Raw genomic sequence first — 24,906 nt, 5'->3', positions numbered from 1 at the left:
AGAAAAACAGCCCCTAAACGCACATGAAGATTCTTAGCGCCAGCCAAACCCGGTCCGCCGATGCCTATACCATTGCCCACGAGCCTATCACCTCACTGGACCTCATGGAGCGGGCGGCTGGGGCGCTGGTGCACTGGCTGAAGCAGAAATACACAGCCCAGATTCCTTTCCATATTTTCTGCGGCCCCGGCAATAACGGTGGCGACGGTCTGGCGGCGGCCCGCCTGCTGCACCAAGACGGTTACGACGTGTGGGTGTATCTGCTAGAAGCCTCCCAAAACAAATCTTCTGATTTCACGCAGAACCTGGAGCGGTTGCCCCAGGCCATTCCGGTAGTGCGGGTGCAGACGGAAGAAGACCTGCCCGCGGCTTTGCCGAAAGGAAGCATTGCCTTAGACAGTTTGTTTGGCTCTGGCCTCTCCAGACCGCTGGAAGGTATCTACGCCCAAGCGGTTGCTTTCCTGAACCGGCAGCCGGCCCCCGTTATTTCCATAGACATTCCCTCGGGCTTGTTCGCAGATGCGCCCACGCCGGCCCAGAGTGCGGTGGTGCAGGCAGCCGTCACCCTTACGTTTGAGCGCCCCAAGATGGCGTTTCTGCTCCCGGCTTCAGGTGCGTACGCGGGCGAGTGGCACGTGCTGCCCATTGGCCTGCATCCAACGTTTCTGGAACAGACAGACTCGCCGTACCACCTGTTAGTGCCTCAACACATCAAATCCCTGCTGCGCCCCCGGCAGAAGTTCTCCCACAAAGGCACCTTTGGCCACGCGTTACTGGTAGGCGGAAGCTACGGGAAAATGGGCGCCATTACCATGTCTGGACACGCGGCCTTGCGGGCGGGTTTGGGTTTATTGACTGTGCAGGTGCCCCACATAGGGTACACTATTCTGCAGACCGCCCTGCCAGAGGCCATGGTACTCACCGATGACCACGCGCACCACCTCACCCGTTTCCCGGAGGATCTGACCAAATACCAGTGTGTAGGCATAGGCCCTGGTCTGGGCCAGGCCGAAGCGTCACAGCTGGCGCTGGAAAGGCTATTTCAGCAAGTAACTCCTCCGTTGGTGCTGGACGCCGATGCCCTGAACCTGGTGGCCACCGACCGATTGCTGCGCCAACACCTGCCCCCCCACAGTATTCTCACGCCGCACCCCAAAGAATTTGAGCGCCTTACCGGCCCCGCCACAGATGATTTCCACCGCCTGCAACTCCTGAAGGAGTTCTGCGCCCAGTACCAGTGCTACGTGGTCTTAAAAGGGGCGCACACCTGTATTGGTACTCCAGCCGGCGAGTTTTACTTCAATACCACCGGTAACCCCGGCATGGCCACCGGCGGTACCGGCGATGTACTGACTGGCATTCTCACGGGGCTACGGGCACAGGGGTATAGTGCTTTGGAGGCTTGTCAGTTGGGTGTTTACCTGCACGGTTTAGCCGGTAACCTGGCGGCACAGGCAGAGGGGCAAATCTCCCTCATCGCCTCTGATCTTTACAAGTATCTGGGAGCGGCTTTCAGAAAAGCGTCAGAATAATTCCCTTTGCAGTACAAGTGCGTTTAGGGGCTCTTTTTGAAAAAACAGCCCCTAAACGCACCTCCCTAGAAAGAGTTGATTAGCTTATTTAAGCAGCCAAACCAAGAGAAACTGCATCAGCATCATGCCATCGGCTAAGATGAGGAAGTAGTATTGGGAGCGGTATTCATGGGCGTACCAGACTACCGTGGCGGCCCCCACTCCGGCCAAGCCTAAAGCCAGCCGCATGTGCGGCGCGGTTCCGGAGGGCAACAGAATGGCAAACAGGACGAGGGTAAACAGCGCCAGCCATTTAGTGTTCTTTACTCCCCACTTGGTAGGGAAGGTAACGGTATTGGTCAGTTTGTCTTTGTGCACATCCCTTATATCAAACACCAGTGTGAGGGAGAAGATAAACAGAAAGCGACGCACGAACAGAATCAGATTGTTGCCGGAAAACAGATCACGGTCTACTTCCATGAGCGGGAGCTGCACCGTTACGGCAGACCACACATAGGCAATCAGGAATACTTTCAGGAAGGGAATGTCCCGCAGGGGAATGTACCGGTCGCCCTCAGGCACCACGGCAATGGAATACAAGCCGGCCACTACTATCAGATGCAGCAGAAACCAGAAGCTTAGGTCAAACAGGGCAGTCCAGTACAGGTAGATGACGCACATGGCGCTGCCTATGGCAATGAAAATCAGCTCCAGCCTGTTATTCCTGATCCATTGGGTGCGCGGCGAAACGGCTACTTCCTGGTTGAACTTGTAGGGCAGCAGGCTGTCTGCGTTGTACACAAATAGTGTAGCGAAGAACACGATGCCCCCAAGGCGTAAGGATATGGGAATCCCGCTCAACATATACGTTTCCCACACCAGCACCGCTGCACAGATGGAGATGAAGATGTTGCTGTACAGAATAAAATTCAGGATTCTCAGGGGGAACTTCATGGTTCTTCTACGTAAACGGCCTCTAATGCCATTTCTGCGGCAAAGTACGTTTGCCGCCACAGAGCTGCAACACTTTTTTGTATATGTATAGAAGTAATTCGCACGCGGAGTGATCAAAAAAAAGCGCTGTTTTTCCTCTACGGAAAACAGCGCTTTTCAACTAAAGGTGTTGCTCTCTTTTAGCTGTTGGTTCCTTTGAAAGTGGTATTGTATAGCTCAATGCTCTGCTCAATGATTCTGTAAGCGTCTTCACGGCCCAGGAAGTTCTCCACAATCACTTCTTTGTTCTCCAGTTTCTTGTAGTCTTCAAAGAAGCGTTGGATCTCCAACAACGTGTGCGGAGGCAACTCAGAAATGTCATTGATGTGCTTTACAGACATATCATTGGCGGCTACGGCAATGATTTTGTCATCTTCCTCATTGTTGTCAATCATCTGCATTACGCCAATTACTTTGGCATCAATAAGGCACATAGGGGCCACATCAATAGAGCAAAGCACCAATATGTCCAGAGGATCTTTGTCATCGCAGTAAGTCTGCGGAATGAAGCCGTAGTTAGCCGGGTAATGTACTGCCGAAAATAAAACCCGATCCAGTTTAAGAAGACCGCTGTCTTTATCTAATTCATATTTCGCCTTGGAACCCTTAGGAATCTCAATGATGCCCGTTACAATCTGGGGGGCACCCTCGCCATAATGCACATCATGCCAAGGGTTACTTGCGTTTTTGGTAGTTTCTAACATCTTACTTATTTCTATTCTATCTTCTCAAATGGGTATTATTTCTGCACATGCTCCGCTAAAGAGCGCCCCGTGGTGCCATTTGGCTCCTGAATGCGCAGCCAAGTGGCCAGGCTGGGGGCTATGTCTACAATTTCTGTTCTCACTGATGACTCTCCGGCCGGTATCTGCCACCCGTACCACAGCAGCGGCACGTGGGTGTCATAGCTCCAGGAGCTGCCGTGGCTGGTTCCTTTCACCTCGGCGCGGCCGTAGTTGTCATACCAACCCGGTTGCAGCGCCACCAGTACATCACCGGAGCGGAGCGACATGTATCCTTTTTCCATGAACATACCCATCCCTTTTTCCCAATGTGTCCGGAGAAGGGCATCGGTGGTCATGGTTCTGTATACCCCCGGGAACCGCTGGAGGAAACGGGCGCATTCTTCCTGAACTTCCACCAGGTTCGCCTTTTTACTTTCTATTACTCCATGGTTCAGGTAAACCTGCTGGTTCGTGGATTTGATCACCCATTCCGCTTTCCCAAACCTTTGGTTCAGGTGCTTCTTCAGCGAATCTGTGATGACACTGTTGTTGATAGTACCAGCCGGAATACGCAGTTGCTGCAAGTAAGTTGGGTTATGCGCACCGCCGTGGTCGGCGGTAAGGAAAATGAGCACATTCTCTTTCCCCAAGTAACCGTCAATAAACTTAAGCAAATCTGCCATTTCCTGGTCCAGGCGCAGGTAATTATCTTCTACTTCAATGGCATCTGGGCCGTATTGGTGCCCAATATAGTCTGGGGTGGAGAAACTGATGGCCAGAAAATCTGTGACGGCTCCTTTGCCCAGGTTCTCCGCTTTTATTGCTTCAATCGCGAATTCTTTGGTGTACGTGTTCCCCGCCGGGATAGAACGCAGCAGATCAAATGTCTTTCCCCGGTACGCCGGAATGTTGTGCGGGAAAACGGGTTTGGCCTCGCCTGAGAAAGTACCTTCAAAAGGCTGGTCATCCTGAGTACTTTCTGTGTATTGCACTATAGGCAGCAGCGTGTTCCATTGCTGGCTCAGGTATTGATCTGCCAGCCTGCGATTATTGAAGGCTTGTACCCATGCCGGAAGTTCCTGCATATAATAGGTGCTGCTGATCATGTTGCCATTGCTCCCATCAAACCAATAAGCGGCATTGGCCACATGCCCGGCGGGCAAGATGGCTCCTCTGTCTTTCAAGCTTAAGCCTATGACTTTGCTTCTTTGATTGGTGGCCAGTTTCAGTTCATCTGTGATGGTAGTGGCCAGCAAATTTGCCGGTGACATCTCTCCCGCCTTGCTGGTACTTCCTACGGTCTTCACTGAGGTATCCTCGGCGCAATACACGTTCCGGCCGATGCTGCGGTTGTACCAGTCGTTTCCTACTATGCCGTGCACCGATGGGGTAGTCCCGGTATAGATAGACGCGTGACCGGGTGCCGTGTAGGTAGGAACATAGTTGTAATGGTTGTTCCTGAAGTTGAAGCCTTCTCCTATCAATCGTTTGAAACCATTGTTGGAGTATTTGTCCCAGTAACGGTACAGGTAGTCATAGCGCATTTGATCTACCACAATCCCGATCACCAACTTAGGAACGTCTGGCATTCCTTTCTTCGACTTCTTTTTTTGGGCAAAGGCTGGGCAGCAGGCAAAAAGAAGCGCCAGGCACATTACCCAAAATCGGGTGTTTTTGTTTGTCATTGGTTTTGGTTTCCGGTATTTGCGTTTAGAGCCTGTTTTTCCAAAAAGAGCCCCAAAACGTAAATATATCAGACAGTGAGCTAAGTCTTCTGGTTTGATGTGTTTTCGAACCAAAATTAATCATAAGATAACCTAACACCTATAAAAGCAAAGCGCCCATTTTGCAATGGGCGCTGCTCAAAGAGGTATGTCTTCTTATTATCTTCCGGCTGCAAGCGCCTCAGCACCACCCACAATCTCTAAGATCTCAGTGGTGATAGCGGCCTGCCTGGTTCGGTTATACGTCAGCTTCAACTGTTTCAGCAGTTCACCGGCATTATCTGTGGCTTTGTCCATGGCGGTCATACGCGCACCATGTTCAGAAGCGTTAGACTCCAGAACGGCTTTGTAAACCTGAATCTTCAGAGACTTAGGAATTAACTGCTCTATGATCTCTTCTTTGGAAGGTTCAAAGATATAGTCTAAGGCTACGTTAGCTGCTGCCTCTTCCTGTGGGTTCTCCTGAATGGGCAGGAACTGCTCCGTCCGAATGATCTGGGTGGCTACGTTCTTGAACTCATTGTAGATAATATCTACCTGATCGTATAACCCCGTGCGGAAACCTTCCATGGCTTGCTCAGCGGCTATGCGTACGGTTTCAAAGGAGAGATTCCCGAAAACAGACGTATAGTCACCGGCCATTGGGAAACTGCGCTTGTTGAAATACTCGTGCCCTTTCTTCCCGATAGCCATGATCTCTACGTTCCCGGCGGCTCCCTGGGCGGCGTAGCGCTCATTGATTAGGTTGTTAACTGCCTTCATCACGTTACTGTTAAAGGCGCCACACAAACCACGGTCTGAGGTTACGGCAATAATCAGCACCCGCTGTACATCACGTTTCTGTGCATATACATTGGAACCGGCCTCTCCGCTTACGCTGGATAGATTAGTTAAAATACTGTTCAGGCGCTGGGCATACGGACGCATGCGCAGGATATTATCCTGAGCTCTACGCAGTTTTGCCGCCGCCACCATCTTCATGGCTTTGGTGATCTGTTGCGTAGATCCTACAGAAACGATCCGGTTGCGTACTTCTTTTAAACTAGCCATTAATAGTTAGTCAAATATGAACAGAGAAAGAAAAGTAGGGTACAGGCCCCTACTTTTCTTCTGTTAATGATTATTTACGATATCTAGCTGTGAGCTCGCGAGCAACTTGCTTCAACGTGTCGGTCACAGTATCATCAATTTTACCAGCTCTCAAGGCATCCAATACCGGACGGTGCTGGGCATTCAGGGTCATGGTGAAATCTTTCTCAAACTGACGAACTTGGTTTACCGGAACATCGTCAATCAGACCATTGGTACAGCAGTAGATCATAGCTACCTGGTCTTCTACGGCAACCGGAGAGAACTGTGGCTGCTTTAATACTTCCAGGTTTCTGCGGCCACGCTCAATGGTCAATTTGGTAGCGGCATCCAGGTCAGAACCGAATTTAGCGAAGGCTTCCAATTCACGGAACTGCGCCTGATCCAGTTTCAAGGTACCGGCTACTTTCTTCATTGACTTGATCTGAGCAGAACCACCCACGCGAGATACCGAAATACCTACGTTGATAGCCGGACGGATACCAGAGTTGAAGAGGTTGGTTTCCAAGAAGATCTGACCATCTGTGATAGAAATCACGTTGGTAGGGATATAGGCAGAAACGTCACCAGCCTGCGTCTCAATGATTGGAAGAGCAGTCAAAGACCCACCGCCTTTCACCAGATGCTTGATAGAATCTGGCAAGTCGTTCATGTTACGAGCGATCTCATCAGAAGCGTTAATTTTGGCGGCACGCTCTAATAAGCGGGAGTGCAGGTAGAATACGTCACCTGGATAAGCCTCACGTCCTGGAGGACGACGAAGCAACAGAGACACTTCACGGTATGCCACAGCTTGTTTAGACAAGTCATCATACACTACCAGGGCTGGACGTCCGGTATCACGGAAGAACTCACCAATAGCGGCACCAGTAAACGGAGCGTAGAACTGCATAGGAGCTGGGTCAGCAGCCGGAGCGGCTACTACCACAGTATAACGCATTGCGCCACCGGCTTCCAGAGCGTTCACAATCTGTGCTACCGTAGAGGCTTTCTGGCCAATGGCTACGTAGATACAGAAAACAGGCTCGCCACGATCAAAGAACTCACCTTGGTTGATGATGGTATCAATGGCGACAGCGGTTTTACCGGTCTGGCGGTCACCGATGATCAACTCACGCTGGCCACGGCCAATCGGAATCATGGAGTCAATCGCCTTGATACCTGTTTGCATAGGCTCATTTACCGGCTGACGGAAAATAACGCCTGGTGCTTTTCTTTCAATTGGCATTTCGTACAGCTCACCCACTAATGGGCCTTTGCCGTCGATTGGCTGACCAAGTGTGTTCACCACACGGCCTACCATGCCATCACCTACGCGAACGGAGGCGATTTTATTTGTTTTCTTAACTGTATCGCCTTCTTTGATATTGCTCCATTCACCCAACAATACCGCACCCACATTGTCTTCCTCAAGGTTGAGGACAAGGGCTTGCAGACCATTTTCGAATTCTAACAACTCACCAGACTGTGCCTTAGATAAGCCGTAGATACGAGCAACACCGTCACCTACTTGCAGAACCGTACCAACTTCTTCCAGTTCAGCTTCTGTTCTGAAGTTTGACAGCTGTTCTCTTAAAATCGCTGATACTTCATCAGGTCTAACTTCTGCCATGATTATAGTTTAGTAATGTATGGATTCTCTTTAAACTTATTTTTCAGTTTCTGCACGTTGGTTCTCACAGTATTGTCTATCTGCTGGTCACCTATGCGCAATACATACCCGCCTATTACGGCTGGGTCTACTACTTCTTTCAACTCAACCGTTTTGCCGGTACGGTCTATTACCATTTGCTGGAAAGTAGCCCGTAGTTCTGGGGTGAGCGGAACGGCAGTAGTCACCGTTGCTTTTTGAATGCCTTTCAGTTGGTTGTACTGTTTCACGAACTCCGTTGCCACAGACTCCAGAATCTCCTCACGGTTCTTCTGGGTAACAATCTTGAAGAAGGCATTAGTTAGCTCGCTCATTTTACCGCCAAAGAGAGCAGTAAGGATGGCAAGCTTTTTATCATGTTTAATAATCGGGTTGCGCAACACCAGGCGTAAGTCACGGCTATCCTCTAAGGTTTTAGAGAAGAGGCGCATATCTTCATACACCTTCTCTAATGAGCCTTTCTCCTGGGAAAGTTCAAGCAGAGACTTCGCGTATCTGGAGGCAACTCTTTCTTCTGACATTTCTTTCTCTTGCGTGGTTTAAACGATTCACTTCCTTTTATGGGCGGGAAGTATCTCGCCGGTTCCGGTTTTAGCTAAGCTGTGCGTCTTGCAGATAGCTCTGTACCAAAGCACGTTGCGCTTGCTCATCCTGCAACTCACGTCTAATCAGCTTTTCAGCAATGTCAATAGACAACGTAGCGGCTAAGTTCTTCACTTCTGTAAGCGCTGCTTTCTTCTCGTTTTCAATTGAAAGACGCGCTTGCTCAACCATACGGGCACCTTCTTCAGAAGCTTTGGCACGGGCGCTTTCCACTAAGTGGTTAGCGGCATCTGTCGCTTCTTTGAGAATACGCTCACGCTCTGCACGGGCCTCATTCAACAAACGCTCATTGTCTGCTTTCAGAGACTGCATCTCTAATTTTGCTTTCTCAGCCATGGTCAAAGCAGAGTCAATAGACTCTTCGCGCTCACGCAAAGCACCCATGATAGGCTTCCAAGCAAATTTAGATAACAAGAAAAGCACCACAAGGAAGGTGACTACTTGCCAGAAAAGTAATCCTAAGGCTGGGGTTACTAATTCCATTGTATTATCAGGTTAATGTATGAAGGGATTACCTTCCGTAACTTATACGTTCTACTTACTACGCATTACATCTCACCGTCCAGACCAATCGTCTGGACGGGAGATGTAACAGACATTCTTAACGAATGAATGAAATCAGAAGGCAAACAACCACCCCGAACAGGGCAACACCTTCAATCAGAGCCGAAGCAATGATCATGGCAGTCTGGATACGGCCACCAGCCTCTGGTTGTCTGGCGATAGATTCCATGGCAGAGCCACCGATTCTACCGATACCCAAACCAGCACCAAGAGCAACTAAGCCTGCACCGATACCAGCACCGAAGATTGCGTAACCTGTGCCTAATGTTAATTCAAGCAATAATGCTAACATAGTAGTAGATATATATAGTTAAAAAAGTTCCTTAATTAATGGGCATGCGCCTCATCATGGTGCTCATGCTCTTCTACAGCACCGCCAAAATACATGGCAGACAACAGTGTAAAGATGTAAGCCTGCAATAGCGCCACAAACAGCTCCAAGAAGTTCATGAACGTAGCAAACGCCACACTCACCGGCCCAATGGCAACGCTTTTGAAGATAAAGATCAAGCTAAACAAGCTCAGGATAATAATATGCCCGGCGGTGATGTTTGCAAAAAGACGCACCATCAAGGAGAAAGGCTTGGTAAGAATACCAATCAATTCCACCGGGATCATAATAGGAGCCAACCATCTTGGCACCCCTGGCGTGGCAAAGATGTGCCCCCAGTAGCTTTTGTTTCCGCTGAATACAGTGATCAACAAGGTAAGCAGGGCAAGCACCAGGGTCACGGCAATGTTACCGGTGAGGTTAGCACCGCCAGGCATCAAGCCCAGCAGGTTGTTAAACCAGATAAAGAAGAAGATGGTTAGTAAATACGGCATGTAACGTTCATACTTAGGCCCAATGTTCGCCTTTCCAATCTCGTCTCTAATAAAAATAATAATCGGCTCAAAGAACGACTGAACACCGTAAGGAGCCCGACCCCTTGTCTTCTTGTAACGGCCCGCTATGGTTAAGAATACCGCAAACAACAAGATCACGCTCAGGAACATAGAAGCCACGTTCTTGGTAATGGAGAAATCCATAGGACCTACCGCCTTCAGTTCACCGTCCTCGCCTTGCACCATCCGCGGCTCGCCTTCTTCATTGGCATAGTAGATATGCCCATGCTCTGCTACATAGCCTTTGTAAGGACGAAGCCCACCATGCTCATCATAGAAATTAGAGGAAGAGAAAATATCCAACCCATTTTCTCCATATAATATAACTGGCAGAGGCAACACCACACCGTGGGCAAACTCCCACACATAATCATCCCCAATGTGATGGGTAATCATCTCTCCCGGACTAAATTCACCACCCTCGGCAGATTCTGCCGCCTGGGCTGAAAAAGTAAGTACAGAAAGAAGGAAAACGAGTATCTTTTTCATTCAGAGTGATTTAAAAGAAACAGAGTAAACGTAACGTGCTTCCTCAGATTTGCTTTTTTGAATTTCGGCGCAAGTTACTCAACAAAGAGTAGATTTCAAATCCGGTATAGATAAAATAAAGTGCGAAAAAGTTGAATACGAATTGCATCACCTGTTCCTCATGAAAATACCTGTATACAAAAATTGCTATTATAGAGAAGACCATGCGCACGCCCATAGAGGCATAAAAATAGACATGTAAATTCTCTACATCCTGCTTTACACCTAAATGCGACACATAGTGGGCAAAACCGGTCATAAAGACGAAGAATCCCAGCATGTACCAGATATAGGAATGTATCAACTTATCTCCGGTGAGCAAAACAACGCCAGACACCAGAAACACCAGCAAACCAGTAATGAGGACCATGCCTCTAATAAAACTCACAAGCCTTAATTCTTACGCGTTAGTGACACAATCACAGAGTACATGGTGGCAAACACGGCTATGATGAGCAGACTCAAGGTCCACCACGGGGTGCTGTTCTGGAAATACGCATCCAATTTGCGCCCGCCTATTGCCGCCACCGCCATCACGGCAATCATCTGGAACGCCAAACCGGAATACTTGAGATAGGGCTTTATCTCATTCTCCTTTTCAGGTGGCGTAGATGGTTTGTCAGGTTCCATAGGCGTTTACTCTGCGGTTACAAAGGTACTAATCATAGGCTCAGCTTCCGCAGAAAGATTTTCTCTGTTTTTACGTTGTTTTCAGAAAAAGAGGCTCTAAACGGATTAGGTGCGCACAAATTCTAATTTAGTTCGTTTACCTGTTTATCAGCCTTTTGCCGCAGTGCGGAGCATGAATATAAAAAGCGTAAATTTGCTTAGCTTCTGCGCTCCTTGCCCTATACGCAAAAGGGTGCGTTTAGGGGCTACTTTTTGAAAATCGGCCGCTAAACGGCTAATTGCTTTATACCTTACTCATCATTTGACTTTACGTTGAAGCCAATACGTCTTTTTCTTTTGCTATTTCTCCTGGCCACGGTGGCGGGCTGTTCTTCAGACAAACCCCTGGGCAAGGCATACCGCAACCTCAACGCGCGGTTCAATGGGTACTTTCTGGCCTATAAAAAAATGCAGGAGGTGGAAGCTCGCTTGGAGGCAGCCCAGACCAATGACTATAACCGCATCTTGGAGGTTTTGCCGGCCGCAGACACTACCGTCCTGAAAACCCTGGCCCCAGACCTGGAGGAAATTATCAAAAGAGCTTCTTTCCCTATTGTGCGGCACCCAAAGTCTAAATGGATTGATGACTGCTACGTGCTCATTGGCAAAGCGCGCTATTACCAGGGCGAGGACGCCGAAGCGTTTAAAACCTTCCGCTTCGTGCAGACCACCAGCACAGACCGCCATGCCCGCCATGAGGCCATGATCTGGATGATGCGGCTCTCGCTTCGGCAGAAAGACTACGACAATGTCATCTCCCTCTCTGAGCAGTTCAGGAAAGAGCGCATGAACGAGGCCAACGGCCGGGAACTGCTCTTGACGCGCGCTCAGCTGGCCAGCATCCAGAACAACCTGCCCCTCATGATGGAGAATCTGGAGAAAGCTATTCCCTTTGCTCGCAAACGTGATCAGGAAGCCCGTCTGCGGTTTATTCTGGGGCAGCTTTACCAGGCCACTAATCAAGATGCCAAAGCCTATGAGCAGTTTGCGAAAGTGCTGAAAAAACGTCCGCCCTACGAATTAGGCTTCTACTCAAACCTGAACATGGCGCAGGTAACGGAACTGAAGGACGCCACCGACAAAGAAAAGGTGGAAAACTTTCTCCAGAAGATGGCCCGCGACGAAAAGAACACCGAGTACCTGGACAAAATCTATTACGACCTGGCCAAACTGGAACTGAGGCAGAAGGCTTACCCAGAGGCCCTGAAACTGCTCAGGCAATCTACCGCGGCCTCTACCACCAACCGTGCGCAACGGGCCTATTCTTATCTGCTAACGGGGCAGATTTACTATGAGAACCTGCAACAGTATGGTCTGGCACAGGCCTACTATGACAGCACCCTGCAATTCTTGCCGCCCACCACGTTAGGCTACGAGGAACTGGCCGATAGGCGAACCGTTCTGACAGCTTTCACGCAGCAGTTGGAGATCATTCGGTCTGAAGACAGCTTACAGGCTTTGGGGCAACTAAGCACGGCTGAACGGGCTCAACGCGTAGCCGAGCAAATTACTCGGGAAAATGAACAAGCGGAAGCTGCGGCACTCGCAGCGGCCAATGCGGCAAAAAGCCCTGTCCCTACCCGTACCGGAACTTTGCCCGTTAGCGGCGCGGGAAATGCGGGAAGTACCTGGTACTTTGATAACCCAGTTGCGCTTGCCAGTGCCAGGAACGACTTCCTCCGTACCTGGGGCGACCGTCCCTTACAGGACAATTGGCGGCGTATCACGGCTATTTCAGGGGAAAGAGGCTTAACTGCCGGGCCTGTTACCAGCACCCGCGTAGACAGCAGTGCTTTGGCGGCGGCCAACGTCCAAAAGCAGCAGGAGTATTTGGCGGCCATTCCGGTAACACCAGAACAACGGCAAGCTTCAGACAAACGCGTAGAGGAAGCATTGTTCACACTGGGCAATATCTACCAACAACGTCTGCGGGAACCTGAGCGGGCGGCCCAAACCTATCAGAAACTTTTGGAGCGTTTCCCTAACTCGGTGCATGCCTCTGAGGCGTATTACAGTCTGTACGTGATTGCGCAAAGCCAACAGCAGACAGAACAAGCGGCAAGTTATGCCCGTGCCTTAAAAGAGAGGTTTCCTACCTCTAAGTACAGCAAACTCATTGATCAGCCAGATTATTTGAGAACCTATTCCGCTGAGAACTTGGCCGCACATGCGCTTTATGACTCCGCCTACGCACTTTACCAAGAAGAAAAATATCCAGAGACGAATGCTGTTTTAGACCAGATTTCCCAAAAATACCCTCAAAACGACATACCGGATCAGGTAGCTTTTCTGCGGGCTTTGATAGTAGGGAGAACTCAGCCGGCCGCGGCTTTTAATGCAGCCGTAGACCGTTTCATGATCCAGTTCCCTGAAAGCCCGTTGCTGCCCAAAGCACAGGAGTTCATGAAACTGTACAACCGGTATGAAACGGGCGAGCTAGCCAAAGCACCAGAGGTTAGCGCTCCTGTTGCACCTAAAGAGGAAGTGCCTACTTATAAAGTTGAGATCAGCGCACCGCACCTGTTTGTGATTGTACATACCGGAGACAGCGCGTCCCTGCGTCAGCTAGCTGCAGCGTATGTCCCTTACAATAACCGGTTCCACCCTAAAAAGCAACTTAAAGTAGAGCCTGTGGCCTTCCAAAAGGACACTACGCTGCTAGTAATACGGGCTTTACAAGACTATAAAACCGCCACCCAGTATGCCCGCCTGCAAACGGCCCGGAGTTCACCTTTAGCCGCCGTAAAAGGCCCGAAATTTGCTACCTTTGTAATCACTGAAGCGAATCTTGCCTTGCTGCAAAAGTTAGGAGATATCGCGGAGTATGTAGCTTTCTTTGAAAAAAATTACCAATAGCATGTCGTCTACGCCTGATAAGAAGTACCGGAAGATTATTTCGGCGCTTTGGCTGCTTTTTGCCGGAGGATTTGTATTCTTCCTCCTATATGTTTTTGCCGTCAGCATTAACTTCTTAAACCTCTTCGGGGACCTACCAGACCTTAAAACGCTGGAGAACCCTAAGAGCGAGCTGGCCTCTGAAGTATACTCAGAAGACGGACAACTCCTGGGCAAATATTTCCGGGAGAACCGGAGTCCGGTTACCTATGAACAATTGCCCAAGACCTTGGTAGACGCGCTCATTGCCACAGAAGACATTCGGTTTGAAGAACATTCCGGTATTGACTTCAAAGGCACGCTGGCTGTTCCCTATTATAAATTGACCGGCAAACAGGACCGTGGTTCCAGTACCCTTACCCAACAATTGGCCCGCAACCTCTTCCGGACCCGTGATGACTTAAACAATGGCTTGCTCAGCGATGTGCCGGGCCTGCGAATGCTCATCATCAAGACCAAAGAGTGGATCATGTCTGTAAAGCTGGAGCGCTCTTACACTAAGAAAGAGATCCTGCTCATGTACCTCAACACCGTGGACTTTGGCAGCAATGCCTACGGGATCAAAGTAGCCGCTAAAACCTTCTTCAATAAAAATCCTGAGCAACTTACGCTGGAAGAGGGAGCTACGTTGGTAGGTGTCCTGAAAGGCCCTTCTTACTACAGTCCCGTGACAAGACCAGAACGCTCCCAGAACCGCCGTAACACGGTTCTGGATCAGATGCTCAAGTACAACTATATTGATGAATCTGCTTTTAAAACGGCCAGCGCCAAACCTATCAAGCTGGACTTCAATGTTGAGAACCAAAACAAGGGATTGGCTCCTTATTTCCGCACGGAAATTGGCAAGTCTTTAGCGCAATGGTGCCGTGAGAACGGGTATGACCTGTATTCAGACGGACTCAAAATCTACACTACCATTGACTCCCGTATGCAGCAGCACGCAGAAGCAGCCCTGGAGCAGCACATGAAGGTAATGCAGAAGGAGTTCTTCCAGCAGTGGAAAGGCCGGAATCCCTGGATAGATGAAAACGGGAAAGAAATCAAGAATTTTCTGGCTACCCAAATGAAACGGACGGCCCGGTATAAGAGCCTGGTAGAACAGTACGGCGACAACCAAGATTCTATCAATTACCACCTAAACCAAAAAGTACCTATGCGTATCTTCTCCTGGAAAGGGGAAAGAGATACCCTTATGAGCCCAATGGACTCTCTGCGGTATTACAAGCATTACCTGCAAGCCGGTTTCATGGCCATGGATCCGCTTACTGGTAAAGTAAAAGCCTGGGTGGGTGGCACCAATTACAAATACTTCAAGTACGACCACGTGAAACAAGGCGCTCGCCAGCCGGGCTCTACCTTTAAACCGTTTGTATACACCGCAGCCATAGAAGCTGGTTACTCTCCTTGCTATGAAGTAGTAGATGCTCCGGTTACCATCATCAACCAAGATGGGGTGCCTTGGACTCCCAAGAACAGTGATGGCAAGTATACCGGACGCAGACACACACTTCGCGAAGCTCTCGCTTTTTCTGTCAACACCATTACTACCTTCTTAATGAAGAAGCTTGGGCCAGAAGCCGTAGTAGCCACAGCCAAACGTTTAGGCATTACTACCAAGCTGAACCCATACGCTTCTTTGGCCTTGGGTTCAGATGATGTCACGCTTTATGACATGGTGGGCGCTTACGGAACGTTCGTAAACAAAGGTGTCTGGACCCAACCGCAGTACCTGCTCCGGATTGAGGATAAGAATGGTAACCTTCTTCATGAGTTTGTGCCTAAAACCGTGGATGCCATCAGTGAGGAAACTGCTTACCTCATGGTGCACATGCTCCAAGGCTCCGCAGACATTAGAGGGGGTACTGCCTATTACGGCCTGCGCCACCGCTATGGCTTAAAAAATGAGATTGGCGCCAAAACCGGAACCACCTCTAATTATTCAGATGCCTGGTTCATGGGAATTACCCCAGATTTGGCGGCTGGCGTTTGGGTAGGCGGAGAAGACCGCAGCATTCACTTTAGAAGCGCTGCTTACGGCCAAGGAAATAAACTTGCCATGCCTATTTATGCCCTGTTCATGAAAAAGGTATACGCTGATAAGTCTTTGAATGTCTCAAAAGCTCCGTTCCCTAAACCATCGCAGCCTTTGCAGGTCCAGATCAACTGCGGAAGCTATAATAATGTCCCTACAGTCGCTGATTCCGTAAAACAGGATCAAACACTCACCTTGCCTGAAAACGTAGAGGAAGAAAGGTTTTAAGGAGTAACATTGTATGGCTGTAGAAGAATCACCTAGGGAACAACTCAAGCATTTGCCCCACCGCCCGGGCATCTATAAATTCTATGATGACAAGGGCATTATCTACGTAGGCAAGGCCATTGATATCCGCAAACGGGTGAGTTCTTACTTTAACCGTTCCACGCAGCACAACAAGAAAACTCTGAAGCTGATCTCCCAGATCAAGCGCATAGAATTTACCATTGTAGACAGTGAGGCTGATGCTTTTTTGCTGGAGAACAATCTCATCAAACAGCATCAGCCTAAATACAACATTCTTCTCAAAGACGGGAAGTCTTATCCGTACCTCTGCATTACCAACGAGCGGTTCCCTAGGGTACTCAGCACCAGAAACAAGCTGAATGACGGCTCCCGCTATTTTGGGCCGTACCCCAGTGTCACAAGCATGTATGTGGTACTGGAACTCATCAGGACCCTGTATCCTTTGCGCACCTGTAGCTATAACCTGAGCCCAGTTAATATTGAAGCGGGTAAATTTAAGGTGTGTCTGGAATATCACATAGGCAACTGCAAAGGTCCTTGTGAAGGTCTATACGATGAGGCAGAATACAACCAGCACATTCAGCAGATCAGGAATATCCTCTCCGGCAACCTAACCGTGGCCAAAAACTACTTCAAAGAGGCTATGTCTGCCGCTGCGGCGGAGTTTCAGTATGAAGTAGCTCACCAGTACAAACAGAAGCTTGACCTGCTGGATGATTTCCAGGCTAAATCCACTGTGGTAAGCCATACGCTCACCAATATTGATGTCCTCACCATCACCTCCAATGAGAAATGCGCCTTCATTAACTACTTGAAAGTAATGAACGGCTCAATCATTGGCACCCAATCTCTTGAGCTGCAAAAGAAACTGGAGGAGACGGATCAGGACATTCTGGCCTCCATGATCATGCAGCTTAGGCAGGACTTTGAAAGCACTTCCAAGGAGATTCTGGTTAACATTGACAACCTCGTCCTACCTTTGGAAGGCATTACGGTTACCGTACCGCAGATTGGAGATAAGCGCAAGCTCCTCAATCTTTCCATGAAAAATGCGCTGTATCTGCGCAAAGAGAAAGAGAGCATGCAGGACAAGTCCAAAGACAGCAATGAAGTGCGCATTATGGAAACCATGAAGCGTGACCTAAGGCTTACAGAGCTCCCTAAACATATAGAGTGCTTTGATAACTCAAACTTTCAGGGAGACAATCCGGTAGCCTCTATGGTCTGCTTCCGGAACGCTAAGCCTTCTAAAAAAGATTACCGGCACTTCCATATTAAAACGGTGGTTGGCCCAGACGATTTCGCTTCTATGTATGAAGTAGTTACCCGCCGCTATAGAAGGTTAATTGACGAAGGAACTTCCCTGCCTCAGTTGATCATCATAGACGGTGGCAAAGGCCAGTTAGGAATGGCGGTGAAAGCCCTGAAAGATTTAGGTATTTACGGGCAGGTCGCCATTGTCAGTATAGCCAAGCGATTGGAAGAGATCTTTTACCCGGGAGATACACTCCCTCTTTACATTGACAAAAAATCAGAGACGCTCAAGCTCATCCAGCGCCTTAGAAACGAAGCACACCGCTTCGGGATTACTTTTCACCGCTCCCTCCGCGATGCGGGCACTTTACAGACTGAGCTTACCAAGGTGAAAGGCCTTGGCCCCGCCACTGCCGAAAAACTTTTAAGTAAGTTTAAATCTGTGAAAAAGATTGCGGAACTCTCTCAGCAAGAACTGGAAACCGAGATAGGGAAGAGTAAGGCGAAACTATTAAGGGATTACTTTTCTCAAGCATCCAAATAGATGTTTGCGTTTAGGGGCTCTTTTTCAAAAAAGAGCCCCTAAACGCAAACACTCATCAAATCCAAGCTTCTACGGAAGAAGGCTTCATCCAAATTAAAGAGGTCCACAAAATGAGCTTCTTTCCAGTCTCCCTAATATGAGTTCCTGATAAAGCGGTTAAGCAGAAGGAATAAATATAAGGCCAATAAAAAAGGAGGCTGTTTAGAGCCCCCTTTTTCTATTTTAAGTTAAAACTACTAGTAGCTCCACAAGCTGTATTCAAACTCAATAAGTTCTTCCATAGCCTGTTGCGCAGCTAATAAGCCTTTCTTACCGGTTCCGTACACCTCTTCCAGACGAGCATCGTTCACGTTAGAAACTTTGGTGATGTAAGAGCTGAATAACCACAGGTCAAATGCATCTGCCAAATTTTTATGCTGTGCATCATTTTGTTGGTTAAACCAAAGCGCTTCATCTGGGTGTGCTCTGAACACTCTTGCCAAATCACTGTACTTGAAAGAAGCAATCGGTTTCTCAAAACCCAAGCTGTTGTATTTGGCAGGCATGATCAGCGTGATGGCTTGAATGTCATGATATAATCTTGAACGCTTCTTGTCAAACACTACATCTTCTTTGATCTCTAACTTATAAAGTTCATTAGGAAGAAGCTCATTCCCTGTTGTCACAGCTGCTGCGGGAGCAGGAGTAGCCTTTGCCGTAGACTTAGTAGCTGCTTTCTTCTTAGGAGCAGGTGTTCCCCAGCCATCGTCGTTACCCCAGCCATCATCTGCAGCTGCAGGCTGATCAAAACCAGCTGCTTTTTCTGCTTCAGTTAAGCCGCCGCCTCCAGTGCTGGTTGGGCTAAGGTTAGTGAAGAATTCTTGGGCTGAGATAGGCGTATTTAAGGTATCTGATCTGTATGCCTGAAGTTCACCACGTTTTACAGCTTCTGTGATGAGCTTGGTAATTTGTTTACCGGTAGAAAACATAGGACGGTTCTGCTTCTCGCGTAAATCAACCGCTCTCCAAACTGTTTTCTTGAACATCACATCTGATGCAGGAATTGGTCTGGCAGAAGCAGGAGCCGCCAAAGAGCTATCCATTCTGGCCTGCGCCACTTCAGCTTGTCTCTGCATTTCCTGCTGGCGAGCCAACTCTTCCTGACGAGCTTTCTCAGCCGCAGCCTGGGCGGCGGCATTTTGCTGTGCTCTCTGCGCAGAAGTAGTTGTCTTCTTTGTAGTACGCTTTTGTGCCGTACTAACCACCGGAATGCTAAGCAAACCTGCTAAACCCAACACAATTAACTTCTTCATGATACTGTAAATAACTTACTAATTAAGCTGAAACGTGAGACTTGAGCCATCAGAAGGAACAACTTCCTGCTGATCACGATAGTTCATCCGACGTACTTCTCTTACGTCAACCGCAATTCTATCGCCAGGGCGAGCTTGGGCAGCCAAATTGCCTAAGCTAACCGTTGGTCCTGAACCTTGAACCTGCCCTACCGGACGAGCACCGCGTACTAGATATACCGTGTACTGGGTAACTCTGTAACGGGCATCCTTTGGAAGCTGATTTTTAAAGCTTTCATCCGGAATGGCCTGTATGGTCAATGAACGCGGGCCTGGAGCTGGCATTCCTTTCACTACATCTACCGGACGGCCATTGGCCAAAGCAACCACGCGTGGTCTTGGCACTAGCTTCACGGTGAAATCTTGTGAACCAATTGCGTTGCCGCCGCTGCTCACGTTCAGTTTCACTTGTCTTGAGGTAGGGATAAGGGTTACGAATCCTTTTTTGGCACCTTTTACCACTGTTGCTCCGCTTGCAGAGAAGGATGGATCATACATGGCACCTAAAGCAGGAACCTGGATGTTAAGTTCGTTACCGCAGTTAAAGTACAGGGAGTTAATAGAAGCGGATTGAATTTGCATTACGGGCTTCGCTACTACGTAATCCTGAGTTACAGTGAATGTTGTATCACGTCCGCTTGCCTGACGGAAACGTACCTGACCTTTCCACTGTTTCTTAGCGTTACCTTCAGCATCATAGTTGCCGGCTGTAGCGGTGAATTCGATCTGTCCTCTTCCGCCTTTCACTGAAATTGGTCTACCGTCAACAGACATAGTAGGCGTAACCGCGTCTGAAGAAGCAGCTAAGAACATTTCTGCTTTATATTTAGTACCAGCGGCAACGGTCTTTGACTCGGCGCTGGCCATAGCGAAAATGTTCTCAAACTTAATGATGTCAGCGCCTACTTTTTGGGCTAACTGAGACAATGTTTCTGCCTCATACTTCAACACTTCAGATTCTTTTTGAGCTAAAGTAGCCAAAGCAGCCACCATTGGAGTTTCCTCAAAGTTCAATTGCGCAAAGTTCTTCTTGCGCTGATCCTTATTCTTAGCTACCCGCGGATCTTCTGTTCCGCTCATGGCTATTTTTGTGGGCACCCCTGGGTTATATTGGCGCAAGAAAGCCGCATATTCATTTAGCTTTGCTTCCAGTTCATAGCCTTTGCCATTTTTAGCGCCACCCAGCATCAATTCATTTACAATCTCGTTGGCTTCAGGATTTTTATAGTTTCCTGATTCATCTTTGCCTCCGGTTCTTTTCTCAAGTTCATCCCGAAGTCCGCGAAGATAGTCTACCATCTGGGCGGTACGGGTTCTTACTTGGTTTGCAGATTCTACCACTCTGGCATCTTGCGCTCTATTTCCGCTTTCAGCCACAGCAGCTGCAATCCCTTTCACTGTACCGTTGTTATCGCTAACCGTGTTACGGTTAACTTCCATCAGGCTCTCATCAATGAATTGGAATTTTAATAGTATTGCAGAGCTTACGTTCAAGGCCAGCAGCGCAGTGAGTACGAGATACATCATCCCGATCATCTTTTGCCGTGGCGTCTCTTTTCCTCCAGCCATAGTATCCTTTAGTGATTACCTTCTTTGTTAGATTTATTATTAATAGAGGATTGGCAGAGATTACCCTCTCATGGCATTTAACATGTTGCCATACACATTATTCAAAGAATGCAGGTTTTTAGTTAGGTTAGTTACCTCATCTTTGAATTGCTCCGTCTCACGGCTAGCCTCTGTCAAATTCTCCATGGCGCTGGTAATGCTACCGTAGAACTTGTTAATAGACTTCAGGTGGTTGTTGGCATCCTGCAGTTCCATTTCATACACCGCGTTCAAGGCGCCTAAGTTTTTAGTCACTTGCTGCACTTGCGCGTTGTAAGCTTGCGTATCTGCCGTGGCATTGGCCATTTGAGTTACCGCTTGCAGGGTAGCACCGTATGCTTCGTTGATTTTATCAAGTGAGCTAGTGGCTGTTCTTACACGTGTAGCATACTCTTTTGTAGCCACGGTCGCATCTGTTAGATCAGACATTTTAGTAGCTGTTTCGCTCAAACGGTTCAAACCTTGGCCTAATGAGCTGATAGTAGCTGGCGTTACATTGGCATCGCGCAGCATTTTATCTAAGTCACCGGTTAAAGACGGACCAGCAGGAGTAGCAGCAGCTACCGTTGGAAGTGGACCATCATAATCATCGCGCAGTTGCGGATATACACGCTCCCACTCTGGCTCATGTGGTGGGTTTGGCTGAAATGCACTTAAGAAGAAAATTACCGCTTCCGTACCCAAACCAACGATCAGCATTTCGTTGGCACCCGGTAAGTGAAGAATTTTGAATAAGGCCCCAACAATTACTACTGCGGCACCAATTCCGTAAATTTTTGGCATCACCTTGTCGAAGAAGAAGTTGCCTCTCGCTTTGCTCATTTTAGACTGATTTAGATTATAATTGTTTAGGTTCTTAGCTAAGCTAATAGTTCAAAAAAATGGATAATTTTTATTGAGCATAATCAAGGTCAGAAGAACGACCAATGTAGATCATTGCACTGCGGAATCCAATATAAGAGCGAGCAGAATCTTGGTATTCAAAATTACGAACACCAGTCTCTAAGAAATGTGCGATATCTTTCCAAGAACCACCACGCACAATCTTACGAGGCTCATTGTCATTATAATAGGTAGGGTTCAGGTCCCATACCAATGGAACAGTAGCTTCTGAGTAAGCATCTTCACACCACTCTGCCACGTTACCAGACATGTCATACAAACCAAAGTCGTTAGGGTAGTACTGACCTACTGGAGCGGTATAGGTAAAACCGTCACTGTAATAGTCACCACGCCCTGGTTTAAAGTTAGCCAACATACAACCTTTCGCGTTACGCAGGTAAGGACCTCCCCACGGATAGGTAGCTAAATCTCTACCACCACGGGCGGCATATTCCCACTCCGCTTCAGAAGGAAGACGGAAGCTTGGCATTGGCGCCATTCCGCTTTCCACGTTATAGTTGTTCTTGTGTTTGGTTCTCCAGCTGTTGAAATATTTTGCGGCAAACCAATCCACTCCCACTACCGGATAATCATCAAATGCTGGGTGGGAATAGTAATACTCCATAAGAGGGTCACCCATATGGTAGGTAAAGTCTTTCACCCAAACAGTGGTATCAGGATAAAGCTGAGTCATTACAAACTCTTCCCCCAGAATATCCAATGAATCCTGACGAATAGCATCCACAAACTGACGATACTCGTTGTTTGTGATTTCAGTCTCATCCATGTAAAAACCACCAATTGTTACCTGCTTATTCATGTTAGACATGCTAGCGGCAATATCCTGGTCTGTCTGTCCCATGTGAAAAGTACCGCCTGGGCAGGCAACCATTCCATACGGGATTTCCTGTGGATTAAATTCAGGACGGTCCTCTGCCCCAATCACGTCCCCCTGAGAATCTCTCCCCATGCCACAACCTGCCATTAGAACTACGCTCAAAGCAATGGCAGAAAACTGTAAAAACTTAATCATATTCTTGGACTTGTAAAAAGTAGCGTTTTCGCTTAGCATTAATTTTATGAAGATGACAAATATAAGTCGCTGCTTTGAAAAACAAAATTAGTGTTTTTTCTTGAAGATCAATATTCTAACGATACAAAGAAAATAATATTTTGTTTCATCAGTAAATCCCTCAGTTTTAACAGCATGGACATTACTTAAAATTAGGTATTCAAAAAAAGTAACGAGGGGTTCTAACCGGCGGCCTTGTATTATTCCTAGGCTTAGGTAGCCTATAACCAAGCATCACTTCATGTGAAGTAGCGCTTTTTGCGTTTGTGCCTACGGTGGTATAATCAAAAGCATATCCAAAGCTCAAAGCATTATCCTTCAAAAGATACACGCCTAACATCCCTGTCACAGCCTCTCCAAACCTATAGCCAGCACCTCCCCAGAACTTGTCATTGAAAGTAGCTCTTCCTCCCACCTCCAATGAATTAACTCCGGCATTGATATCTTGCTTGAACATTACCGTTGGTGTTACGTCTACAGCCCGCGAAAGTTCTATTTCATACCCTCCGGTAAGCATAAGGTGTTTTTCACCTGAAACAGTTCCCACCTCATTGTTCTTATCTGTATTTTCGAATTCGTAACTACTGCCCAGTAAATTCGTTATACCCGCTCCAACGTACCAACGGCTGTGCTGGTACCACAAACCGGCACCCATATCAAATTTTCTATCTGAGCTATTGAAAGGAACACGGTTATCACCAAGATCATTGGCACGGTATCCCCCTTTACTCATATTTGTGAGTCCGCCCTGGATTCCTATCCCCAAGACCCCCTCAGCAATAGACACATGATGAGAATAAGCGAGTTGTGTGTAGAAAACGTCTACCGCTCCTATCTCATCTTTCATCACCACCAAGCCCACTCCTCCTTTAAGGGCAGACACAGGGGCAGAAACAGAGAATAGGGCTGCCCTAGGCGACCCTCCGGCATCAAATGCTCCATCATACCCTAACCATTGGTACCTGTAGAGCACATTTAATTCTGTTTGTCCTTTCACCCCGGCGTAACCGGGGCTTATGAACTGGCCGTTAAAACTATAATGACTAAACTGCGGCAGTTGTTGTGCCTGCAAACAAAAGGGTAGAAGAAGCCCTAACAGAAGTACCAGGTAACCAGATTTGTGCATCATTAACAGCGTTAAGTTCTCTTGCAAGCACCAAGAGCCATGTGGCTTAAACTAGCGATTTATCTGCTAACCACCAAAGGCTATTCTCCTTGATAAATCCTTAGCCATGCTACGCACAAATACAGGAAAAGTATTGATTAATTTACTTTTTCCTGGAATGTTGTTGGATATAAACCTCAATTGCCCCTGTCATGGAAGGAGCATTGGGCATTGGGGCCTCAATATCCAGTTCTAAACCTGCATCACGCACAGCTTGGGCAGTAGTTGGTCCAAAGGCAGCAATGCGGGTGTTGTTCTGTTTGAAATCAGGGAAATTAACAAACAGAGAATTTACCCCAGACGGGCTAAAGAAAGCAATACAGTCATATTTTACCTCTGCCAAATCTGACAAATCTGAGGCAACGGTTCTGTACATGGTGGCTTCAGTAAAGTTGAAGCCGTTAGCCCGCATAAATTCAGGGATGTCTTCTTTTCTAATGTTTGAGCACGGATAGAGGAATTTCTCGCTCTTATGCTTTTTCAATACATCAAAAAGATCAGAAGCTGTTTTACCGCCAATGAACAATTTACGCTTCCTTAAAACGATGTACTTCTGTAGATAGTACGCTGTCTGATCAGAAATACAAAAATATTTCATCTCAGCAGGAACCTCAATTTTTCCCTCTGAACAAATCCTGAAGAAATGGTCTACCGCGTTTCTACTGGTAAAGATCACCGCAGTATGATCCAGAATAGAAACTTTGTCTTTTCTGAACTCTTTGTATGGAACAGGCTCAATTTCAATAAATGCTCTGAAATCAACCTTAATACCATATTTCTCAGCAATGCTCAGATATGGTGAATTATCATTTGCCGGCTTTGGCTGCGTGACTAGTATACTGGAAATCTTTTTTGAATGTCTATCCGCACCCAACTCTTCTTTACCGTCAGCCATGTTTAGAAGGTAGTTTAACAACTTGTAGTCTAAGAAC

The 24,906-nt window shown here is 47.8% G+C and carries 21 protein-coding genes; 4 read left to right on the top strand and 17 right to left on the bottom strand.

Annotation, left to right across the window (positions count from 1 at the left end; genetic code table 11):
* The first annotated feature begins 23 nt into the window (after nt 1-23).
* Nucleotides 24-1,532, top strand: coding sequence for an NAD(P)H-hydrate dehydratase (locus EFA69_RS04230; RefSeq protein ID WP_123131834.1), 1,509 nt, complete (start codon nt 24-26; stop codon nt 1,530-1,532).
* 84 nt (nt 1,533-1,616) lie between these two features.
* Here EFA69_RS04230 and EFA69_RS04225 read toward each other — a convergent pair whose 3' ends face one another.
* The 11 genes from EFA69_RS04225 to EFA69_RS04175 form a co-directional block, all read right to left on the bottom strand.
* Nucleotides 1,617-2,465, bottom strand: a complete 849-nt coding sequence (locus EFA69_RS04225; RefSeq protein WP_123131833.1) for a UbiA family prenyltransferase — start codon at nt 2,463-2,465, stop codon at nt 1,617-1,619.
* A 179-nt stretch (nt 2,466-2,644) separates the two neighbouring features.
* Entirely contained in the window at nt 2,645-3,208 is a 564-nt protein-coding gene (locus EFA69_RS04220; protein WP_123131832.1) for an inorganic diphosphatase, read from the bottom strand.
* Nucleotides 3,209-3,243: 35 nt separating this feature from the next.
* Entirely contained in the window at nt 3,244-4,884 is a 1,641-nt protein-coding gene (gene pafA / locus EFA69_RS04215; RefSeq protein WP_123131831.1) for an alkaline phosphatase PafA, read from the bottom strand.
* Nucleotides 4,885-5,112: 228 nt separating this feature from the next.
* On the bottom strand, nt 5,113-6,003 hold the full coding sequence (gene atpG, locus EFA69_RS04210; protein ID WP_123131830.1) for an ATP synthase F1 subunit gamma: 891 nt from the start codon (nt 6,001-6,003) through the stop codon (nt 5,113-5,115).
* 70 nt (nt 6,004-6,073) lie between these two features.
* The gene (gene atpA / locus EFA69_RS04205) at nt 6,074-7,654 is read right to left on the bottom strand and encodes a F0F1 ATP synthase subunit alpha (RefSeq protein ID WP_123131829.1); all 1,581 of its coding nucleotides are present in this window, start codon (nt 7,652-7,654) and stop codon (nt 6,074-6,076) included.
* Between the two features lie 2 nt (nt 7,655-7,656).
* Nucleotides 7,657-8,214: an ATP synthase F1 subunit delta gene (gene atpH, locus EFA69_RS04200; RefSeq protein ID WP_123131828.1), complete on the bottom strand. Its 558-nt coding sequence runs from the start codon at nt 8,212-8,214 to the stop codon at nt 7,657-7,659.
* Between the two features lie 70 nt (nt 8,215-8,284).
* Entirely contained in the window at nt 8,285-8,779 is a 495-nt protein-coding gene (locus tag EFA69_RS04195) for a F0F1 ATP synthase subunit B (protein ID WP_123131827.1), read from the bottom strand.
* A 118-nt stretch (nt 8,780-8,897) separates the two neighbouring features.
* Nucleotides 8,898-9,152: an ATP synthase F0 subunit C gene (gene atpE, locus EFA69_RS04190; protein ID WP_123131826.1), complete on the bottom strand. Its 255-nt coding sequence runs from the start codon at nt 9,150-9,152 to the stop codon at nt 8,898-8,900.
* Nucleotides 9,153-9,187: 35 nt separating this feature from the next.
* On the bottom strand, nt 9,188-10,234 hold the full coding sequence (gene atpB, locus EFA69_RS04185; protein WP_123131825.1) for a F0F1 ATP synthase subunit A: 1,047 nt from the start codon (nt 10,232-10,234) through the stop codon (nt 9,188-9,190).
* A gap of 43 nt (nt 10,235-10,277) precedes the next feature.
* Nucleotides 10,278-10,643, bottom strand: a complete 366-nt coding sequence (locus tag EFA69_RS20400; RefSeq protein ID WP_123131824.1) for a hypothetical protein — start codon at nt 10,641-10,643, stop codon at nt 10,278-10,280.
* 23 nt (nt 10,644-10,666) lie between these two features.
* Nucleotides 10,667-10,903 (bottom strand): AtpZ/AtpI family protein, encoded by a 237-nt coding sequence (locus tag EFA69_RS04175; protein WP_123131823.1) that lies wholly within the window; start codon nt 10,901-10,903, stop codon nt 10,667-10,669.
* A gap of 336 nt (nt 10,904-11,239) precedes the next feature.
* Here EFA69_RS04175 and porW point away from each other — a divergent pair, with 336 nt between their 5' ends.
* From porW to uvrC, 3 genes are read left to right on the top strand one after another with little or no spacing between them, the layout of a single operon-like run.
* Nucleotides 11,240-13,798, top strand: a complete 2,559-nt coding sequence (porW, locus tag EFA69_RS04170; protein WP_123131822.1) for a type IX secretion system periplasmic lipoprotein PorW/SprE — start codon at nt 11,240-11,242, stop codon at nt 13,796-13,798.
* A 1-nt stretch (nt 13,799) separates the two neighbouring features.
* Nucleotides 13,800-16,097 carry a penicillin-binding protein 1A gene (locus tag EFA69_RS04165; RefSeq protein WP_123131821.1) on the top strand — a complete coding sequence of 766 codons (2,298 nt, stop codon included), beginning with the start codon at nt 13,800-13,802 and terminating at the stop codon, nt 16,095-16,097.
* A 13-nt stretch (nt 16,098-16,110) separates the two neighbouring features.
* The gene (uvrC, locus tag EFA69_RS04160) at nt 16,111-17,916 is read left to right on the top strand and encodes an excinuclease ABC subunit UvrC (RefSeq protein ID WP_123131820.1); all 1,806 of its coding nucleotides are present in this window, start codon (nt 16,111-16,113) and stop codon (nt 17,914-17,916) included.
* Between the two features lie 236 nt (nt 17,917-18,152).
* Here uvrC and porN read toward each other — a convergent pair whose 3' ends face one another.
* The 6 genes from porN to EFA69_RS04130 form a co-directional block, all read right to left on the bottom strand.
* Nucleotides 18,153-19,208 (bottom strand): type IX secretion system ring subunit PorN/GldN, encoded by a 1,056-nt coding sequence (gene porN / locus EFA69_RS04155; protein ID WP_245964490.1) that lies wholly within the window; start codon nt 19,206-19,208, stop codon nt 18,153-18,155.
* An 18-nt stretch (nt 19,209-19,226) separates the two neighbouring features.
* Nucleotides 19,227-20,816, bottom strand: a complete 1,590-nt coding sequence (gene porM / locus EFA69_RS04150) for a type IX secretion system motor protein PorM/GldM (protein ID WP_123131819.1) — start codon at nt 20,814-20,816, stop codon at nt 19,227-19,229.
* A gap of 60 nt (nt 20,817-20,876) precedes the next feature.
* Entirely contained in the window at nt 20,877-21,677 is an 801-nt protein-coding gene (porL, locus tag EFA69_RS04145) for a type IX secretion system motor protein PorL/GldL (RefSeq protein ID WP_123131818.1), read from the bottom strand.
* A gap of 70 nt (nt 21,678-21,747) precedes the next feature.
* Nucleotides 21,748-22,770: a T9SS ring complex lipoprotein PorK/GldK gene (porK, locus tag EFA69_RS04140; RefSeq protein WP_123131988.1), complete on the bottom strand. Its 1,023-nt coding sequence runs from the start codon at nt 22,768-22,770 to the stop codon at nt 21,748-21,750.
* A 199-nt stretch (nt 22,771-22,969) separates the two neighbouring features.
* Nucleotides 22,970-23,935 (bottom strand): PorP/SprF family type IX secretion system membrane protein, encoded by a 966-nt coding sequence (locus EFA69_RS04135; RefSeq protein ID WP_123131987.1) that lies wholly within the window; start codon nt 23,933-23,935, stop codon nt 22,970-22,972.
* Nucleotides 23,936-24,077: 142 nt separating this feature from the next.
* Complete coding sequence (locus EFA69_RS04130) at nt 24,078-24,869, bottom strand: uroporphyrinogen-III synthase (RefSeq protein ID WP_123131986.1); 792 nt, start codon at nt 24,867-24,869, stop codon at nt 24,078-24,080.
* Nucleotides 24,870-24,906 lie beyond the last annotated feature (37 nt).

This window comes from Rufibacter immobilis, from assembly GCF_003721565.1.
Classification (GTDB): Bacteria; Bacteroidota; Bacteroidia; order Cytophagales; family Hymenobacteraceae; genus Nibribacter; species Nibribacter immobilis.
This window is presented reverse-complemented; position numbering and strand designations above follow the sequence as displayed.

Coding starts and splice junctions, on each gene's coding strand:
- uvrC (WP_123131820.1), top strand. CDS start 16,111: ATGGCTGTAGAAGAATCACCTAGGGAACAACTCAAGCATTTGCCCCAC.
- EFA69_RS04220 (WP_123131832.1), bottom strand. CDS start 3,208: ATGTTAGAAACTACCAAAAACGCAAGTAACCCTTGGCATGATGTGCAT.
- EFA69_RS04195 (WP_123131827.1), bottom strand. CDS start 8,779: ATGGAATTAGTAACCCCAGCCTTAGGATTACTTTTCTGGCAAGTAGTC.
- atpA (WP_123131829.1), bottom strand. CDS start 7,654: ATGGCAGAAGTTAGACCTGATGAAGTATCAGCGATTTTAAGAGAACAG.
- EFA69_RS04135 (WP_123131987.1), bottom strand. CDS start 23,935: ATGCACAAATCTGGTTACCTGGTACTTCTGTTAGGGCTTCTTCTACCC.
- EFA69_RS20400 (WP_123131824.1), bottom strand. CDS start 10,643: ATGGTCCTCATTACTGGTTTGCTGGTGTTTCTGGTGTCTGGCGTTGTT.
- porM (WP_123131819.1), bottom strand. CDS start 20,816: ATGGCTGGAGGAAAAGAGACGCCACGGCAAAAGATGATCGGGATGATG.
- atpG (WP_123131830.1), bottom strand. CDS start 6,003: ATGGCTAGTTTAAAAGAAGTACGCAACCGGATCGTTTCTGTAGGATCT.
- EFA69_RS04230 (WP_123131834.1), top strand. CDS start 24: ATGAAGATTCTTAGCGCCAGCCAAACCCGGTCCGCCGATGCCTATACC.
- EFA69_RS04130 (WP_123131986.1), bottom strand. CDS start 24,869: ATGGCTGACGGTAAAGAAGAGTTGGGTGCGGATAGACATTCAAAAAAG.
- EFA69_RS04175 (WP_123131823.1), bottom strand. CDS start 10,903: ATGGAACCTGACAAACCATCTACGCCACCTGAAAAGGAGAATGAGATA.
- porK (WP_123131988.1), bottom strand. CDS start 22,770: ATGATTAAGTTTTTACAGTTTTCTGCCATTGCTTTGAGCGTAGTTCTA.
- pafA (WP_123131831.1), bottom strand. CDS start 4,884: ATGTGCCTGGCGCTTCTTTTTGCCTGCTGCCCAGCCTTTGCCCAAAAA.
- EFA69_RS04165 (WP_123131821.1), top strand. CDS start 13,800: ATGTCGTCTACGCCTGATAAGAAGTACCGGAAGATTATTTCGGCGCTT.
- atpE (WP_123131826.1), bottom strand. CDS start 9,152: ATGTTAGCATTATTGCTTGAATTAACATTAGGCACAGGTTACGCAATC.
- porL (WP_123131818.1), bottom strand. CDS start 21,677: ATGAGCAAAGCGAGAGGCAACTTCTTCTTCGACAAGGTGATGCCAAAA.
- atpB (WP_123131825.1), bottom strand. CDS start 10,234: ATGAAAAAGATACTCGTTTTCCTTCTTTCTGTACTTACTTTTTCAGCC.
- atpH (WP_123131828.1), bottom strand. CDS start 8,214: ATGTCAGAAGAAAGAGTTGCCTCCAGATACGCGAAGTCTCTGCTTGAA.
- EFA69_RS04225 (WP_123131833.1), bottom strand. CDS start 2,465: ATGAAGTTCCCCCTGAGAATCCTGAATTTTATTCTGTACAGCAACATC.
- porN (WP_245964490.1), bottom strand. CDS start 19,208: ATGAAGAAGTTAATTGTGTTGGGTTTAGCAGGTTTGCTTAGCATTCCG.